This is a genomic window from Pseudomonas sp. LBUM1656 (genome assembly GCF_059716065.1).
Genome location: NZ_CP166800.1, coordinates 2,535,016 through 2,551,127, shown reverse-complemented (window position 1 = coordinate 2,551,127; position 16,112 = coordinate 2,535,016). Strand labels below are relative to the sequence as shown.

17 protein-coding genes and 1 pseudogene are annotated in these 16,112 nt (G+C 60.8%); 10 read left to right on the top strand and 8 right to left on the bottom strand.

Annotation, left to right across the window (positions count from 1 at the left end):
* Positions 1-132: 132 nt before the first annotated feature.
* Positions 133-402 (top strand): hypothetical protein, encoded by a 270-nt coding sequence (locus ACA072_RS11590; RefSeq protein ID WP_497624415.1) that lies wholly within the window; start codon positions 133-135, stop codon positions 400-402.
* Here the strand turns inward: ACA072_RS11590 and ACA072_RS11585 are convergent.
* The 3 genes from ACA072_RS11585 to ACA072_RS11575 form a co-directional block, all read right to left on the bottom strand.
* On the bottom strand, positions 399-1,037 hold the full coding sequence (locus ACA072_RS11585) for a Vgb family protein (protein ID WP_497624414.1): 639 nt from the start codon (positions 1,035-1,037) through the stop codon (positions 399-401). The genes ACA072_RS11590 and ACA072_RS11585 overlap by 4 nt on opposite strands.
* 35 nt (positions 1,038-1,072) lie before the next feature.
* Positions 1,073-2,293: a helix-turn-helix domain-containing protein gene (locus tag ACA072_RS11580; protein WP_497624413.1), complete on the bottom strand. Its 1,221-nt coding sequence runs from the start codon at positions 2,291-2,293 to the stop codon at positions 1,073-1,075.
* Between the two features lie 229 nt (positions 2,294-2,522).
* Positions 2,523-3,353 carry an AraC family transcriptional regulator gene (locus ACA072_RS11575; RefSeq protein WP_497624412.1) on the bottom strand — a complete coding sequence of 277 codons (831 nt, stop codon included), beginning with the start codon at positions 3,351-3,353 and terminating at the stop codon, positions 2,523-2,525.
* A gap of 135 nt (positions 3,354-3,488) precedes the next feature.
* Between ACA072_RS11575 and ACA072_RS11570 the strand changes: the two genes are divergently transcribed.
* From ACA072_RS11570 to ACA072_RS11560, 3 genes are all read left to right on the top strand, one after another.
* Entirely contained in the window at positions 3,489-4,007 is a 519-nt protein-coding gene (locus ACA072_RS11570) for a carboxymuconolactone decarboxylase family protein (protein ID WP_497624411.1), read from the top strand.
* 30 nt (positions 4,008-4,037) lie between these two features.
* A complete protein-coding gene (grxC, locus tag ACA072_RS11565; RefSeq protein ID WP_461958364.1) occupies positions 4,038-4,289 on the top strand; it encodes a glutaredoxin 3 in 252 nt (83 codons plus the stop codon).
* A 147-nt stretch (positions 4,290-4,436) separates the two neighbouring features.
* Positions 4,437-4,868, top strand: coding sequence for a nuclear transport factor 2 family protein (locus ACA072_RS11560; protein WP_497624410.1), 432 nt, complete (start codon positions 4,437-4,439; stop codon positions 4,866-4,868).
* Positions 4,869-4,947: 79 nt separating this feature from the next.
* On the opposite strand, the gene ACA072_RS11555 is transcribed toward ACA072_RS11560, so the two are convergent.
* Positions 4,948-6,153: an NAD(P)/FAD-dependent oxidoreductase gene (locus ACA072_RS11555; protein WP_497624409.1), complete on the bottom strand. Its 1,206-nt coding sequence runs from the start codon at positions 6,151-6,153 to the stop codon at positions 4,948-4,950.
* Positions 6,154-6,410: 257 nt separating this feature from the next.
* Here ACA072_RS11555 and ACA072_RS11550 point away from each other — a divergent pair, with 257 nt between their 5' ends.
* The 5 genes from ACA072_RS11550 to ACA072_RS11530 all read left to right on the top strand — a co-directional run bounded on the left by ACA072_RS11550 (position 6,411) and on the right by ACA072_RS11530 (position 9,281).
* A complete protein-coding gene (locus tag ACA072_RS11550) occupies positions 6,411-6,980 on the top strand; it encodes an RrF2 family transcriptional regulator (RefSeq protein WP_497624408.1) in 570 nt (189 codons plus the stop codon).
* 33 nt (positions 6,981-7,013) lie between these two features.
* On the top strand, positions 7,014-7,415 hold the full coding sequence (locus ACA072_RS11545) for a hypothetical protein (protein WP_497624407.1): 402 nt from the start codon (positions 7,014-7,016) through the stop codon (positions 7,413-7,415).
* Between the two features lie 11 nt (positions 7,416-7,426).
* Positions 7,427-7,966 (top strand): HD domain-containing protein, encoded by a 540-nt coding sequence (locus ACA072_RS11540; RefSeq protein WP_497624406.1) that lies wholly within the window; start codon positions 7,427-7,429, stop codon positions 7,964-7,966.
* A 182-nt stretch (positions 7,967-8,148) separates the two neighbouring features.
* Positions 8,149-8,427: a DUF3303 domain-containing protein gene (locus tag ACA072_RS11535; protein WP_497624405.1), complete on the top strand. Its 279-nt coding sequence runs from the start codon at positions 8,149-8,151 to the stop codon at positions 8,425-8,427.
* 179 nt (positions 8,428-8,606) lie between these two features.
* Positions 8,607-9,281, top strand: coding sequence for a DUF3313 domain-containing protein (locus ACA072_RS11530; protein WP_497624404.1), 675 nt, complete (start codon positions 8,607-8,609; stop codon positions 9,279-9,281).
* A 173-nt stretch (positions 9,282-9,454) separates the two neighbouring features.
* On the opposite strand, the pseudogene ligD reads toward ACA072_RS11530, so the two are convergent.
* From ligD to ACA072_RS11515, 3 genes and pseudogenes are all read right to left on the bottom strand, one after another.
* Positions 9,455-12,055: pseudogene (gene ligD, locus ACA072_RS11525) on the bottom strand (DNA ligase D).
* Entirely contained in the window at positions 12,052-13,044 is a 993-nt protein-coding gene (locus tag ACA072_RS11520; protein ID WP_497624403.1) for a methyltransferase, read from the bottom strand. Before ACA072_RS11520 ends, ligD begins: the two are co-directional and overlap by 4 nt.
* Before the next feature lie 9 nt (positions 13,045-13,053).
* Entirely contained in the window at positions 13,054-14,439 is a 1,386-nt protein-coding gene (locus ACA072_RS11515; RefSeq protein WP_497624402.1) for an iron-containing redox enzyme family protein, read from the bottom strand.
* A gap of 193 nt (positions 14,440-14,632) precedes the next feature.
* Between ACA072_RS11515 and ACA072_RS11510 the strand changes: the two genes are divergently transcribed.
* Positions 14,633-15,079, top strand: coding sequence for a cupin domain-containing protein (locus ACA072_RS11510; RefSeq protein ID WP_497624401.1), 447 nt, complete (start codon positions 14,633-14,635; stop codon positions 15,077-15,079).
* 168 nt (positions 15,080-15,247) lie between these two features.
* Here ACA072_RS11510 and ACA072_RS11505 read toward each other — a convergent pair whose 3' ends face one another.
* Positions 15,248-15,967 (bottom strand): tellurite resistance TerB family protein, encoded by a 720-nt coding sequence (locus tag ACA072_RS11505; protein WP_497624400.1) that lies wholly within the window; start codon positions 15,965-15,967, stop codon positions 15,248-15,250.
* Positions 15,968-16,112: the final 145 nt, after the last annotated feature.

Below are 16,112 nucleotides of genomic sequence, written 5' to 3'. Positions count from 1 at the left end.
CAAGGCAAAAGCCCACATCGGAGGGGAAAATCATGTTGATCCATCTGCTGACCTGCCTGTGACCTGCCTGGCCCTGACGGCCGTGACCTTGACTGTCTTTTCCTACATTGTCCTCGCCGAGGAGCGCAGATCATGATCCACGCCATCACCCTCTCCGTCAGTTTCCCGGTGTTCGGCAACAACTACTATTCCCAGGCATTCGTCTCCCGTAAAACACTGTCACTGGTGTTTGACAAAAAATTCGAGGCATTGCTGATACCGGCCGCCGCCAACCACTTCAACAATGAAGTGGTCGGTCTCAACGATCAGTTCCGCTTTCTCAATGACGTTTTGGTGGAACACCTGCTGGAGATCGAATTGGCGCAAAGCGCGCCTCGGTCTTCCCGAGCGTTCACGTTCTAGGATGAGGCGGGCCGACGAACGGCCCGCACCTTGCCGCTGTTCCCCCCTCCGCAGAAAAACCGGTTCGCACCGTCGGACTCAAGCCCTGACACGCCGACACCGGTTGGCAGCGTAAGGCTTTCAAGCACCTCGCCGGTGTTTGGGTCTACTCGCCGCAATTCCCCTTCCTCTCCTTCCCAGGTGCCGTGCCACAGCGCACCTTCCACCCAGGTCACGCCGGTGACGAAGCGGTTAGACTCGATCGTGCGCAGAATCTTGCCGGTGTCGGGGTCGATCTGATGGATCTTGCGTTCCTGATACTGCCCGACCCACAGCGTGCCTTCGGCCCACGCGAGCCCTGAGTCGCCACCCCCGCCGGGCGCCGGAATGGTGCCGAGTACCCGGCCGTTGGAAGGATCGATTTTCTGAATGCGATCCTCGGCGATCTGGAACAGGTGCTGGCCGTCAAAGGCTGTCCCGGCATGCGCGGCGATATCAAGCGAGCGCAGCGTCTTCCCGCTGGTCGGGTCGAGGGCGTTGAGTTTTTCTCCGGAAGCGAACCAGACGTGCTGACCGTCATAAGAAACGCCATGCACGCTGTCGACGCCCGGAAAGGGTCCGTATTCACGGATGATTTCGGCAGATGATTGCTTCATGGTTGCATCCTCTTCGTTGGGTGGTGGGATGGATCCTAGTCACCCGGCACCCAGGCTGTGAGTAACAAAGTCGTCGCGAATCCCGGCAGCGGCGGCATCATCCAGCGCCGGGCTCGCCCGCGGCCAAACGAATGCACTTTGCCCGCAACCGCCAGCGAATCGAGTGCCCGTTGCACGGTGCGCTGACCGGCCTTCAGCGCCAGGGCGAGCGCGGAGCTCGACCACGACTCGCCGTCGGCGAGGAAAGCGAGCAGCGCCGCTTGCGGCTCTTCGACGGGCCGCGCCAGTACTACAACGTCGTCAGCAATCTGTGGTTGCAGCGCAAACCCGCGCTTGGTCGCACTGACACCCGCCAGAGGTTTCAGCGCCGCGCGAAGCCGACCGATTTCGACGCGCAATCGCGCGCGATGGGACTCGTCGGTGAGCTTCAAGCGAAAGGCCTGGGTGATCAGGGTTTCCCGCGCCACATCTGCGGGCCAGGCTTCGGCCAACGCCCGTAAGAGCGTGAACAGCACCGGGCGCTTGGCCAGGGACACCGACATCCCCGCGCCGCGCACGCCGTATCGGCACGCGTCCACCACCAGTGACGGTGAACTCAGCAGCGCTTCCACTTCATCCAGCAACAGGGGGCGCTCTTCACCACGGGCAATCCGTCGTGCCACAGGCGTATTGAGAACTTGAGCGGCGTGTTCAACCTCGGCGGTCAGTGCGGGAATGCCCGCGTCGAACGCAGCACGTTGAGCCCTTTCTAGCGCAGACCGCGCCTTTTTTGTTTCGAGTCGCCGCACGGCGATCCCGACCACCACCCACTCATGAACGGCGCGCAATGCCGGCGGCAGCGGCGCGGGGTCGAGCTCGGCGAGCAAACTTTCGACCTCATCCAGATGCCCGATCAGCAACAATCGGCGTATCTGCAAATACCGCGCATGGGCCGCGTTCGAGTGATCGCCATGGGCCTCCAGCGTCAATCGCGCCGCTTCGAGCGCCTTCACCGGCCAGCCCAGATCCCGGGAAGCCAGGGCGATTTCGGCTTCGGCGACCACGCATCGCGCCCGGGCCACCGGCGCTTTCGGACCGAAGGCGCGTGCAGCGCTGCGCACCAATGCCTTTGCCCGAACCAGATCGCCCAACTGCGCCATGGCGATACCGCGAAGTGCCAACGCAGGCGCATCGTCGCGCAAGGAAACCCGGTTCAGCGCACCGAGGGGATCACCCGCCGCGAGTGCGTGCGCTGCGGCGGTGATCAACGAGTCCATTTGAATTGCGCCACAGGTGTCACTCCCACGGTTCGATGCCCGTTGATGAGTCTATCTCACGCTCACCAAACAGCCTGCCGGTTGAGCACAATGCCTTGTGGGAGCGGGCTTGCTCGCGAAAGCGGTGGTTCAGTCGCCATCAATGTTGGATGTGCCGGCCTCTTCGCGAGCAAGTCGAATCGTCGCACCGCCGCTCCCACATTGGAATGTGTTTAACCGGTCGGGGTAGTCAGCGCGGGCGTTTGGCGTCTTGCAGCCATTCGCGCGGGCTAGTACCGGTTTTACGCCGGAACGCCCGGGCCAGTGCAGAGGGGCTTTCGTAGCCCACTTCATCAGCGATCAGCGCAATCGACTTGCCTTCTCGCAAGCGTTTCTGCGCCAGGCTGATCCGCCAGCTCACCAGGTAGTCGACCGGCGTCTGCCCCACTACCGAGCGAAAATATTCGGCGAAACTGGCCCGGGACATGTTGGCCGCCGCCGACAGTTCGGCCACGGTCCAGGCCTTGCCGGGCGAGTCGTGCATCAGGCTCAAGGGGCGCGCCAGGCGCGGATCGGCGAGACCGGCCATCATCCCGGGCGTCTGATCGCGGCTGGTCAGAATGTGCCGCAACAGCTGAATCACCAGCAGTTCGAACAGTCGGTCCATCATCGCTTCGCGACCGCAAATACCGCCAAAGGCCTCGCTGAACAACCAGTCCAGCGTGCCGGCCATGGTCGGGATACTGTCGAGTGTGAGCACCAGGTATTCAGGCAGCGCCGCCGCCAGGGCATTGCCCGCCCCGCCATCGAATTCCAGGGTCGCGCACACCAGTTGCGTGCCAGACGTTTCGTTGGCGAACAACCGATGGCGATAAGGTCGCGGGAAGAAAATCAACGTCGGCTCATTGAGCTGCAGGTCTCGCCCATCCGCAAGTTTGAGCGTCAATTCACCGGCCTGAAGCAGATGCAGGTGCCCGGTGGCCTGGTCGCCCTCAAACGCCGTGACGCCGCAAAAATCCCCGCTGTGAAAGGTTCCGGCACTGACACCGAAATGCGTGAGCAAAGTGGACAAGCGATCCATGGAACGGCTCCCCGGAGACATATTTGGACGATCTGTCGCATATCCTCGACGATTTGCACCCTCAAGGCCAGCGCAGCTCCCTAGCATGGACCCCGTACCCAGCGCATACCGCGCTTGAATCGACGGAGTCTCACCATGAGCCGCATCAACACCCTGAGCCTTGACCAAGCCACCGACACCACTCGCCCGCTGCTGGAAGGCGTGCAAAAGAAAATCGGCTTTTTGCCCAACGTCTTCAAGACGCTGGCCCATGCACCCGCTGTGCTGTCTGCCTATTTGCAACAATCGGTGGCCCTGGGCAAAACGTCCCTGAGTGCGACTGAAAAAGAAGCGATCTTCCTGGCCACCTCGCAGGTCAACGGCTGCGACTACTGCCTGGCGGCGCACACGTTGTTTGCCGGCAAGGCCGGGCTGTCTGCACAAGACATTCTCAGCGCACGACACGGGCAACTCAATGCATTCGCCACCCTCGCCCAACAAATCACCGAAAGTCGCGGCCACTTGAGCAACGAGCAGATTGAAGCGGCGCGCGCAGCCGGCATCACCGACGCCAAGATCATCGAGGTGGTCGCCCACATTGCCTCGCAGACGCTGACCAACTACCTGAACAATCTGGCCCTGACCGAGATCGACTTTCCTGCGATCGACGCTTGAATCGGATCTCAAATCTGAGGAGTTCACACCATGAGCACTGTGACGCTTTACACCACTGACACCTGCCCCTATTGCCGCAATGCCAAGGCATTGCTGGCCAGCAAAGGGATCGCCACCCGGGAAATAAACGTTCAGTCGGACCCCGGCAAATTCCAGGAGATGCTCACCCGCAGCGGTCGTCGCAGCGTGCCGCAAATATTTATCGGTGACACCCATGTCGGCGGCTTCGATGACCTGGCCAAACTGGACCGCCAAGGTGCCTTGATGTCGATGCTGGCCTGAAGCAGTGATCCAGAGTTCCTTCCCCTTTCCCGGCAAGACTTCTATCACCCCATAGAAGTCTTGCCAGGTCGCTTTGCCACTATTCAATTATTTTCCTCCAGGTTGTACGATGACCGACGAGTCATTCATAACAACAAGGAAATACCCATGAAGAGAGTCAAATTGCTGATCGGTTTTCTGTGCCTGTTCAGTGGCTACGTGGCGGCAGCCCCTGCACCGGGCGAGAAGGATGTGGCGGACGCTGTGGATCATCTGACGCAAGCCATGCTCCACAAGAACATCCCCGAACTGAAAGCGTTGACCGCCGAGAACCTGACCTACGGCCACTCCAGCGGCAAGGTACAGGACAAGAAAGCCTTCATCGCCGATATCGAAACGGGCAAGAGCGCGTTCAAAACCCTGGAAATGCAAAACCAGACCATCACCGTCTCGGGTGATGTAGCGCTGGTTCGCCATCATTTTTCGGCACAGGCGATAAAGGGCACCGAGCTGGTCCCGACCGAAATCGAGAACTTCCAGATCTGGCAGAAAAAGGCTGGCAAATGGTTGCTGGTAGGCCGGCAAGCCTTCCGCATCTGAACAAAAAAATCCCGCCCAAGGTCACTTGAGCGGGATTTTTTCAGGCCGGCCGACTTATCGAGACAGCTCTGCCAACCTCTTAGGCCACAACCGGGATCATCGGATCCGCTGCCGCCAGCGCTGTTGCGCGGTCTGCCGCCGGCGGGTAGATCCACACCGTGTTGATCTGGGTCTTCAGCGACTTGCCTTCTTCCTTGACCAGTTTGACCTGGCGATCCCAACCCTCGGTGTACACCGCGCCCCACGCCCCCAGATCCAGGCAGGTAACGTACTTGGGCTGACTGTACGCCTTCGGATCCACACCCAGAATTTGCGCAGCAACGTTGTTGCCGGCGTGACGCCCCAGCGAGATTGCGTGTTGGCAGGTCATCAGGGCGTAGTTGCCGATGTCGTCAGTGGCGGCGTAAGCCACGTCGCCGGTGGCGAAAATGTCGTCCTGACCGATGACTTTCAGGTGCGCGTCGACGTGCAGGCGGCCGAGGTGATCGCGTTCGGCCGGGATCTGCTCGGTCAGCGAGCTGGCCCGTACACCGGTGGTCCAGACCACGGTTTTGGCGTCGATGCGTTGGCCATTGTCCAGGGTCACACCGTTTTCATCGACGGCCACCACCGACGACTTCAAGCGCCATTGCACGCCCAGCTCAGTGCTGGCTTCGGCGATTGACTGGCTGATTTCGCTGCCCATGGACGCCCCGACTTTTTCACCGCGATCAACGATGATCACTTCGATGTCGGCCTCTTCACCGAGGATTGCCCGCAGACGTGCTGGCATTTCGGTCGCCGTTTCAATCCCGGTGAAACCACCGCCGGCCACCACGACGGTGTTGCGGGCCTTGCTTTGCGGCAGGTTGGCCAGGGATTTCAGATGGTTCTCCAGGCGAACGGCTTGTTCAATCTGGTCCACGTCGAAGGCGTGTTTGGCCACGCCGGGGGTGTTGGGCAGCGCGAGCCCGCTGCCGGTGGCCAGAACGAGTTTGTCGTAGCTGCACACGTGTTTGGCACCCGATTCATCGGTGTAGCCGACACTTTTTTGCTGCACGTCGATGGTTTCTGCGGCGCCTTTGATGAACTTCACACCGACCGCATCGAACAGGTCGCCAAGCGGTGCAGCGAGTTGATGAGCATTCGGCTCGTAGAAGCGCGGACGCACCCTCAGCTCGGCCTGTGGCGCCAGAACCGTGACTTCTACGTGGTTGTGATCGTGGATGTCCAACAGGCGTGTAGCGCTCAATGCCGTCCACATGCCACCGAAACCTGCGCCGATTACCAGAATGTGCTGTTTCATTGTTTTAACTCCGAAGAAGACCAAAGACTGAACTCAGTGCCGAGCTGGCAACGGCGACTATAGTGATCCGAGTTATAGGAAGCAACGACCTTCTATCGATGGTTATCATCACTCATACAAATACTTCGAAACTCCGGACACAAGCTTCTGCCCTTAGGCAGCACAGGTCATATAGCCGATCAAAGCCAACCCGATGGTTCGTTGCACCCCTCACCATCGGCTGGTAATATTGGCGACTCATTCAGTCGGAGATAACCATGTCTCTTTACAGCGCAGGCGTTGAGTACGGCATTCATTGCCTGCTTTTTCTGGTGGGCGATCACGGCGATAGCCGTGAGGCAAGCGTGCGCGACCTCGCTGAACTGCAAGGCGTGCCGCTGGACTACCTGGCAAAAATCTTCACCAAGCTGGCCAAGGCCAGACTGGTCGTGGCGACCGAAGGTGTGCGCGGCGGCTTCAAACTGGCGCGGCCGGCGGATGAAATCAGCGTGCTGGACATCGTCAACGCCATCGATGGCCAGAAGCTGATCTTCGATTGCCGTGATATCCGCGGGCGTTGTGCGCTGTTTGACGGTTCCCCGCCGACGTGGGCCGTGGAAGGTCATTGCTCGGTTCACGCGGTCATGATGACCGCCCAGCAACGCATGGAAGACGCCCTCGCCCAGCAGACCATTCTCGACCTTGCCCGCAGGGTCGGGCGCAAAGCCCCGGCCGAGTTCGGCGCCCAAGTGGACAACTGGATCAATGATCGTCGGGAAAAGAAAACCGTGACCGGCACTCAGCGCGATGGCGAACAGATCATCCCGGTGACCGATATTTCCGACTGACGATTTGTCCGGGCCGCTCTATGATTAAGGCCCATGACGACCTCGACCCCGATCCGCTCACCCTGCCCGCCCGGCGCCTGCATCTGCGGGCGAGACCCGTTGCTGGAAACACCGGGCGCGGACGTGCGCATCCTGTTTCTGACCCGGCAGGAAGAAAAGCGTCTGCTCGAACGTCTGGAAAACCTGCAAAGCCTGGCTGACCTCGTACGCTTGCAAAACCGCATGTACGAACAGTTGGGCATCCGCGTGGACATCGTCCCCAGCTTCAACGAAGTACGCACAATGCGCGGCATCGGCATCACCCTCGGCGAGTTGCCCGGTCTGTGCCGCAAGACCCGGCAGTCGATCCCGGCCGCGATTCGTCGCAGCCTGGAAAAACGCCCGGAGATCGCCTTCGAGATCCTCAACGCCAATGACCTGTTGCGCGACGCCTGAGGTCCGCACCGATGAACCCCCTTCTCGAATTCCCCGTTACCGACGAAATACTCACGTCCTATGCGCTGGCGATCGGCACCGATTTGCCGGGTTATCGCAATCACATTTACCGGGTGCTGAACTTCTACCGCGCGATCAGCGGCATTGAAGGCCTGCCGTCCGAAGCGGTGCAGATCGCGGGGGCGTTTCACGACCTGGGCATCTGGACCGACCAGACCATCGATTACCTGGAACCCTCGGTCCGCCTGGCCACCGATTACCTCGCCAAGCGGCAACTGTCGTACTTGAGCGACGAAGTGACGGCGCTGATTATGGAGCACCACAAGGTGCGGGCCTACGCTGCCGACCATGCACTCAGCGTCGAGCCCTTCCGGCGTGCCGATGTCATTGATGTGTCCCTCGGCTTGCTGACGTTCGGCCTCCCACGGGCCTACATCAAAACGGTGAAATCGGCGCTGCCCAATCATGGCTTTCACGGGATGCTGCTCCGGCAGACCGCGCGGCAATTCCTGCGCTCCCCGCTCAAGCCGCTGCCGATGTTTCGCTGGTGAAACAGACGTCACCCAAACCTCGAAAAAGCCATTAAAGAGGATCAGCGGTCGTACGTAGACGGCCGGGCGCTGCTATGCCTTCACATGGGGGCAAGTAGCGCTAGACACAGCGTCACCGTGGTCCCGGCGCCAACCCGGTGCGCGCAGACAAACAGGTGCCAATCCTTATCAGGAGGTGGCAAATGTTATTCATCGTCAGTTGGTCGATTAATCCGGATAACCGTAACAAAGCGATCGAGCGCTTCCTCAAGACCGGCGCCGTTCCACCGGCCGGCGTCCAGATGCTCGGGCGCTGGCATGCCGTTGGCGGTTCGAGCGGTTTTGGCATCGCAGAAGCCAGTGATCTGGTGCAGATTCAGAAGTGGGTGCTGGAGTGGAACGACATCATGAAGATGGACGTCCAGGCGGCATTGACCGATGAACAGATGGCGCCGTTGCTGGCAGGCACGGTCGGCAAATAGCTGTCATCGGGGCGGCGGATGTTGCTCGCCGCCCCATCCTCTGTCGACTCTCTGAAAACGACTGGAAAATTTTGCGACCGAACCTACGCTCATGGCGAAGGATCCGGTTTCAGCCAGGGTTTGCCCCGGCCTGGAATGACCGGGCCGACCCTGCGCTGAACCTACGGAGTAGAAAACATATGAACCTGTCGCAGAAACTGTTCATCGGCGCTGCACTTGCCAGCCTGTTGCTCGGCGGGTGTACCTCGAAAGTCACGGAAAAAGACCAGTACTCAGGCTTCCTGACTGACTACAACAACCTGCAGCAAGTCACCACCAGCAGCGGCGAGACTGCCATGCGCTGGGTCAGCCCGTCGTGGAATCCGAAAGCCTATGACACCGTCGTCTTCAACAAACTGGAGCTCTATCCGGCGCCCAAACCCAACGAGCGGGTCAATCGGCAAACCCTGGATGAACTGCAGAGCTACATGACCAGCAAAGCCAAAGGCGTGCTGGGCCAGAGATACCGTGTGGTGTCGAGCGAACAATCAGCGCCGGCCGGTTCAAAAAAACTGATCCTGCGCGCAGCGATCACCGGGGTGAACGCCGAAAACGAAGGCATGAAATGGTATGAAGTGGTGCCTGTCGCGGCTGTCGTCGGTGGTGTTTCCGCGGCCAGCGGGCATCGGGATCAGGACACCACGCTGTTCATAGAAGCCGAGTTCATCGACGCCAGCACCGACAAGACAGTGGCCAAGGTGGTGCGCAAGGTGTTCGGTAGCACACTGGAAAACGCCAGCCAGAAAATCACTGCCAAGGATTTCAAAGTGGCGATCGATAAATTGACCAGCGATTTGCAGGCGTTTATCCGCTAGCGACAACCCTGTAGCAGCTGCCGAGCAGCGCGAGGCTGCGTTCGGCGACGAAGTCGTCGTGAAATCAGAACATGCGGTGCATCAGGATGACCGCCTGCGCAGGTTTTACGACGACTGCGTCGCCGAACGCAGCCTCGCGCTGCTCGGCAGCTGCTACAAAGCTGCGTCGGTAGCTATTTTTTCATCCCGACCCGCCGACGCATGTCGGCGGTGATCGCTTGCCGGGTTTTCTTCAGGTCGGCCCAAGGCTCATCACCCACTTCCGCCAGGCGTTCCTGCACGTTGTGAATGTTCCACTGATTACCGCCCTTCAATTCGGCCACCTCATCACGAAAGATCGGCACCGACACCGGCAGCCCTTAGCGGGTGCGCGCGGCATAGGCGCAGATAGTGGTGGCGCCCAAGCCATTGCGCAGGTAGTCGATGAAGATCCGCCCGACCCGATTCTTCGGTCCCGACACTGCGGAAAAACGCTCCGGCAGCAGCTTGGCCATGTGGCTGACAATCGCGTGACTGAAGTCTTTCACCTCGTCCCAACCGAGCTTGCGAGTCAGCGGCACCACCAAGTGAATCCCTTTGCCACCGCTGGTCTTGAGAAAAGCCTTGAGCCCCAATTCATCAAGCACCGACAGCGTCAGTTGAGTCGCCTCGACCATGCTTTTCCACGGTAACGCCGGGTCAGGGTCGAGGTCGAGGACGAAGCGGTCAGGTTTGTCGAGGTTGTCCGACGTGGCGTTCCAGGTGTGCAACTCCACGGTGCTCATCTGCACGGCGCCAATCAGGGCTTCGGCATTGTTGATGATCATCACCGGTTGGCCGGTGACGTCCTTGTCCAGCGTGGTGATGCCGGGAATGGCCAGGCGCTCGGCGTTCTTCTGGAAGAACAGCTCGCCGGCGATGCCGTCCGGGGCGCGCACCAGCGCCACTGGCCGGTCCTTGAGTTCGGGCAAAATCCATTCGGCGACGCTCGCGTAATACTCCGCCAATTGCACCTTGGTGGTGCCGCTGCTGGCGTCGATCACACGGTCCGGATGGGTGATGCGCACCTTACCTTCGCCGAGGCCGATTTGTGAGGGCGCGGGCGCAGCCTTGGCAGGCTTCTTTTTCGCCGCGGCGGCCGGTTTGTCAGCGGTGGCTTTTTTGCTGGTCTGGGCTTTCACGGCTTTCGGACGCTCCTCGGTGATGTCTTCGGCGGGTTTGTCATCGCGCAGGCCATGGAACACCGCATGGCGCACCGACCCGTCCTTGGTCATCTCGGCGAACGCGACTTCGGCGAGCAAAACCGGTTTGAGCCAATGCACGCCCTTGGCGTCAAAACCGGTCGGCGGATTGACCACCGCGGGCTTTTTCGCCAGCAATGCTTTCAGCTGTTCGTAGATGTGCTTGAGCGTGGTCTCGTTGAAACCGGTGCCAACCTTGCCGGCGTAGCGCAACTCGCCGCTGTCGCGATCGTGCAGGCCCAGCAGCAACGCACCGAAGGCATTGCGCGCACCTTTGGGATCGGTGAAACCGACCACGACGAATTCCTGCCGATGCTTGCACTTGAGCTTGATCCAGTCGTTGCTGCGCCGAGACACGTAAGGCGAACCCAGGCGCTTGCCGATCAGCCCTTCCATCTGCATCTGGCAGGCGCTGTTGAGCAAAGCTTCCGGTTCTTCGCCGAATGCGTCGGAGAAACGCAGCAGCGGGTCTTCATTGGGCTTGAGCACCGTGGCCAGGGCGACCCGCCGCTCCTCGACCGGCACCTCCCGCAGGTCCACGCCATTGAGGTAAGGCATGTCGAACAGGTAATAAACGATGTTGCCGCTGCGATTGGCTTCGAAGGCATTTTGCAGCGCCTGAAAGTCCGGCACGCCCTGCTCGTTGGCCACCACCATTTCACCGTCAAGCCAGGCGGATTCCAGGCCCAGCGCGGCCAGCGCCTCGGCCTGCTTCGGCAGTTTGTGGGTCCAGTCGTGGCCATTGCGGGTGAAGAGTTTCACTTCGTCGTGGTCGATGCGGGCCATGATCCGGTAGCCGTCGAACTTGATCTCATAGCTCCACTCGCCCTGCGGGGCTTTTTCCACCAGCGTCGCCAGTTCCGGCTTGAGCTGATCAGGCAGTCTGGCCTTGTGAGCGCCGGTGAGTTGCGCTGACTGTTCTTTCGGCGTGACCTTGCGCGCCGGCTTCTTGACCGGCTTGGGTTTGGCGTCGGCCTTCGCCTTCCTCGGGACGATGGTTCGGTCGCTCAGCACGCTGTCCGGCTCGGCGGCGACCACGTCGTAATCGCTTTCGGGTTTCGCCGCGCCGTCCTGATGCTTGATCAGGAACCATTGCTCCTGTTTGCCGGGCATGTGCGTGCGCACCAGGTTCCACAAGCCTGCGAGTTTCTCGCCTTGCAGCTCGAACTTGAGCTTGCCCTTGGCGTACGCCTTGGCCGGATCTTCCTGCGGAATCCACACGCCCCGGTCCCAGACAATCACGTCGCCGGCGCCGTAATGCCCCTCGGGAATGTTGCCCTCGAACGTGGCGTAATCGATCGGATGGTCTTCTACGTGGACCGCAAGGCGCTTGACCTTGGGGTCCAGCGAGGGGCCTTTGGGTACTGCCCAGCTTTTCAGCGCGCCATCGAGTTCCAGGCGAAAATCATAGTGCAGGCGCGAGGCATCGTGCTTCTGGATACAGAACTGCAAGGCATGGGCTTTCGCGGTTTTCTTGCCCGAGCGTTTCGCGGCAGGTTCAGAGGTCGCCGAGAAATCGCGCATGCGGTTGTAGTCGTCCAGATTCTTGCTCATGGCGCACCTGCTGGCTCAACGCGTCCCCCGATGCCGGGGCCGATACGCGTGACGATCAAGGCCACGACTGCAATCCGCTCCACCCGTTGATAGCCTGGAGTCAGCAACTCTTCACCGAACACATCGGGATCGAGTTCGCGGTAGGTCCAGCCAAACATCGGCGACTCGAGACGCGGGGTCAGCGCCGCGAGAAACGGGTCCTGGCCATCGATCATTGCCACGCCGGTGTACAGCACCAACGAGCCACCGGGCGCCAGGCGATACAACGCTTGCTCGACAATACGCAACGACAACTGCTCACCGAATTCGCCGCCGCCATGGCGATAAGCACGCTCGGCGGGATCGGCCATGTACGGCGGATTGGCGACGATCAGGTCGAAATGGCCGTCAACGTCCTGCAGCACATCGCTGGCCTCGACCGTGACGTTAGCGACTTCGGCAAGCGCTGCGTTGACCGCCGTCAGGCGCAGTGCTGCTGGATTGATGTCGACGGCCAGCACTTCAGCTTCACGGCGTGCGCGGGCAATCACAATCGCCCCGACGCCCGCGCCGCAGCCTATGTCCACGGCGCGCCGGATCGGTGCGAAGTTTTGTTGAAGATGGGCATGAATCAGCTGTGCAAAACGGTAGGTGTCCGGGCCGAAGAACACTGCATCGGCGGCGTCGGTAGGAAACCCGGAGTGCACGAACAGCAGGTCATCCAGGCTGGACCAGCGCACGCGGCTTTTCAGCCGGCCGTTACTTTCTTGAAGGACGCCCGCCTGCTGCAACTGCTTTTGTTCATCGGTCGACAGCAGGCCCGGTTCGAATGACCGCGACCAGCCGAACACATCACGCAGGGTCCGTGCGTTTTGTCCGAAAGCGCGATCATTGACCCGCTGGTGAGTGAGCGGCGTCGGGGTGATGAACCGGTAGCCATCGGCCTGCAAGCGGCGCCCCAGCTGCACCAACGCCAGATCGGCCGCGCCCAGTTGCTCTTCCTGATTCATGCCGTGTTCCTATCGCAGTCTGGATTTGAGTTCGATGAATCGTCGCGTAGCCATCAGACCGGCCGGATGGGAATGCCGATGCGCCGACAGCCACGGAATCAAGACCTGCATCTGTTCGTGTGCGGCAAGGCCATCCAGCGAAGTTTGCAGGCTTTGGATATCCGGATCGTTTTCGGGTACCGGCGGCTCTGTCGCGACGCTCGTGCCCCGGCGAACCGCTGTGGCTGCGCGCTCCGGCGTCCACTCGCCGGCGATCCAGTCATGCAGCAGCTGTTTTTCGTAAGGGCTGAATACCCCGAACATCGCGGCGCCGTCACCCTCGATCAACTGCCAGAAACGACTGGCTTGCGGGTCCTGCTGACGTTTGATCCAGCCTTTGTTCTCCATGGCCGTCAGGAAACCGGGCAACTGATCCGGCGCCGACAACCATTGGTTAACGGTCTTGCCTTCGAAGCGGCAGTAGTCGGAATGCATGTGCTGGCCGAAAGGACGCTTGCGTTCGAGCATGTTGAGCAGCTCGGCGTCGAGGTCGAACGATTCGATGATCGCTCGACTGCCCTGACCCAAATCGTTGAGCCGATATCCCAGCGCCACCCGGCGCAGAAACTCTTCGCGATCACCTTCCACCGGTAGCAGTTGCAGCACCGACTGCACGGCTTTGTGGGCGTGGCCGGTGCTGGCGTTGTCGATGGTCACGTGCAGGGTGAAGTAGTACGGATCGATGCCCAGTTCGCTGAGTTCATAAGCGCTGATCAGCAAATGCAGCGGCAGTTGTTCGTAGCCGAGGTTATAGCCGATCACCTCCGGCAGAAATTCGTCGGCGGATTCGCCCAGCGCCAGTTGTATCGCGCCTTGCAGGTAATGCTCGTCGGCAATCACGCCGGTGTCTTGCAGGCCATGTTCGGCGAGCAACTTGCGGTAGATCACCACATGATTCTGCGCCGGGTTGCCGTCGCCCAGTTCCTCCAGATAGGTGCAGATCAGCCCTTCGAAACGCGGGTCGCGCCACTGACGCAACAGGCCAAACAGCCAGGCGCCGTCGACCAGTTTGGTCGGGGCCACGGCTTGCAGGAAAAACAGCGCGTGCGCCTTGTTGATGAAGAACTGGCGCGGCCCGCCTGCCTTGCGTTGTTGCAAGTAGTCGGCGTATTGGCGGGCGACCTCGACACTGTGTTGTTCGACGAACGATTGCAGGGCCGACAGGTCGGTCGGCATCTCCTGAGGCAGGTCGGTGGCGTGTTCGATCTGCGTCTCGAGAAAGGTTCGGGCAAGTGCGCGCCGTTGCTCGGGGTCGTCGCCAAGCAGCAAGTGTTCATAGGCTTGTTTCAGGCTTCCGGCGGTCGGAATCGGGTGTTCGTCGGCAGTCCGCGATTCGAGTCGTGTCAGGGCAGTCATGGGCGCATCTCTCGGTCTGAGGCCAGTGGCAGGACGCTGAATCAACAGGTCTCTACATCAGCAGAGCAATTTGCCGGGATAAAAATTCAATTGGCGTTGAATTTGCCCTGACGGACGGGCTTGTGGGGGCGGCGCCCGACTGGCACGCCAGGCATATACTCAGCGGGTGTTGACTCATCTTCGGAGAGCAATCATGCGAACGGTGCACGTCATCGAGCAATCGCCGGCGCCGGTGAACGTCGTGGGCGAGGCGATCACGATCCTTGCGGGCGGCGACCTGAGCAAGCCCTTTGAAATGCATATCCAGGAAGGTGTGCAAGGTGGTGGCCCGCCGCCGCACTTTCATCCGTGGGACGAGGCGTTCTACGTGGTCGACGGCCAGGTCGAAGTGACTGTGGCGGGTAAGTCCACCACCGTCTCGGCCGGGGGTTACGTGCATATCCCCGGTGGATCGATCCATGCGTACAAGAACATCAGCCCTACGGCGAAGATGATTGGCGTGGTGTCGGATCCACGGGGCGGGCAGTTTTTTGCGGCGGTGGATCAATTAAGGGTGCCGGAGGATTTGCCGCGGATACTGGAGATAGCCGAAGCGCACGGGGTTATCTTCCTGGTCCCCAAAGCACCGCCAAACTTGTAGCAGCTGCCGAGCAGCGCGAGGCTGCGTTCGAGGACGAAGTCCTCGCAAACCCGGTGTACGCGGTACTCCTGAGAGAACCAGCTGCCTGATTTTACGACTGCTTCGCAGCCGAACGCAGCCTCGCGTTGCTCGGCAGCTGCTACAAAGTCGGCGCTCGGCGTTACGCCACTAGGCCACGCCACCCTTGGCCTGCTGCTCCAGATGCACTTGCAGCTCCGGATCAATGCCCAGCGCCGCCGCCAGCTCATCCAGATAGTTGCGCTCGGCATCCTGCTGATCGTCCACCAGCATCACACTGGCCAGGTACATCTCTGATGCCATGCCGGGATCCGTCGCCGCCTGCGCTACATCGGCGGCATCCAGTGGCCGGGCCACTTCGTCATCCAGCCATTGCTGCAGCTGCGGGTCATCGGTGTGGCGACCGATTTCGGTGCTGATCATCTGCTTTTCGGATTCATCGATCCGGCCATCAGCCTTGGCCGCCGCAATCAACGCGCGCAGGATTGCATGGCTGTGGTCCTCAACCTCCGGACCGGACAACAGATCTACGGTGCGCGGTGCCTGTTGCGGCGCAGCCGCCTGACTGCGTTGCCACGCCTGATACGCCTGGAATGCCATCATCCCGAGCGACGCCAGGGCCGCATAGTTAGTGCCACCGCCCGAGCGGGTCCGGGTCGCGCCGCCCATGGGCGAACCGCCGCCCAGCAGACCACCGAGCAAGCCACCCAAGCCGCCACTGCCCGCGCTTGAGCCGGCGCCACCGCCCAGCAGGCCGCCAAGCAACCCGCCCAGACCGCCGCCGATGCCTCCCTGAGCGGATCCGCCACCCGGTTGCGCCCCGGAGCCCTGGCCCCGCAGGAGTTGTTCGAGCAAATCGCTGGTGTTCATGACGACGTCCTCATCGATGGGAGTGACCCGGTCAGGCAACAATAGTCCTCGCTACTGAATGCGCCACCACCGTTTGGCCTGAAGCACCTTATTTAAGTGAACATCAGTGCGGATTAATCCGGAGTATTTCTTGCCGGCCCAGCTA

Bases quoted from the DNA above. Each gene is read 5' to 3' on its own strand.
- ACA072_RS11520 (WP_497624403.1), bottom strand. From the start codon at position 13,044: ATGAATCAGGAAGAGCAACTGGGCGCGGCCGATCTGGCGTTGGTGCAG.
- grxC (WP_461958364.1), top strand. From the start codon at position 4,038: ATGAGCACTGTGACGCTTTACACCACTGACACCTGCCCCTATTGCCGC.
- ACA072_RS11570 (WP_497624411.1), top strand. From the start codon at position 3,489: ATGAGCCGCATCAACACCCTGAGCCTTGACCAAGCCACCGACACCACT.
- ACA072_RS11560 (WP_497624410.1), top strand. From the start codon at position 4,437: ATGAAGAGAGTCAAATTGCTGATCGGTTTTCTGTGCCTGTTCAGTGGC.
- ACA072_RS11590 (WP_497624415.1), top strand. From the start codon at position 133: ATGATCCACGCCATCACCCTCTCCGTCAGTTTCCCGGTGTTCGGCAAC.
- ACA072_RS11535 (WP_497624405.1), top strand. From the start codon at position 8,149: ATGTTATTCATCGTCAGTTGGTCGATTAATCCGGATAACCGTAACAAA.
- ACA072_RS11505 (WP_497624400.1), bottom strand. From the start codon at position 15,967: ATGAACACCAGCGATTTGCTCGAACAACTCCTGCGGGGCCAGGGCTCC.
- ACA072_RS11555 (WP_497624409.1), bottom strand. From the start codon at position 6,153: ATGAAACAGCACATTCTGGTAATCGGCGCAGGTTTCGGTGGCATGTGG.
- ACA072_RS11575 (WP_497624412.1), bottom strand. From the start codon at position 3,353: ATGGATCGCTTGTCCACTTTGCTCACGCATTTCGGTGTCAGTGCCGGA.
- ACA072_RS11550 (WP_497624408.1), top strand. From the start codon at position 6,411: ATGTCTCTTTACAGCGCAGGCGTTGAGTACGGCATTCATTGCCTGCTT.
- ACA072_RS11510 (WP_497624401.1), top strand. From the start codon at position 14,633: ATGCGAACGGTGCACGTCATCGAGCAATCGCCGGCGCCGGTGAACGTC.
- ACA072_RS11540 (WP_497624406.1), top strand. From the start codon at position 7,427: ATGAACCCCCTTCTCGAATTCCCCGTTACCGACGAAATACTCACGTCC.
- ACA072_RS11580 (WP_497624413.1), bottom strand. From the start codon at position 2,293: ATGGACTCGTTGATCACCGCCGCAGCGCACGCACTCGCGGCGGGTGAT.
- ACA072_RS11545 (WP_497624407.1), top strand. From the start codon at position 7,014: ATGACGACCTCGACCCCGATCCGCTCACCCTGCCCGCCCGGCGCCTGC.
- ACA072_RS11530 (WP_497624404.1), top strand. From the start codon at position 8,607: ATGAACCTGTCGCAGAAACTGTTCATCGGCGCTGCACTTGCCAGCCTG.
- ACA072_RS11585 (WP_497624414.1), bottom strand. From the start codon at position 1,037: ATGAAGCAATCATCTGCCGAAATCATCCGTGAATACGGACCCTTTCCG.
- ACA072_RS11515 (WP_497624402.1), bottom strand. From the start codon at position 14,439: ATGACTGCCCTGACACGACTCGAATCGCGGACTGCCGACGAACACCCG.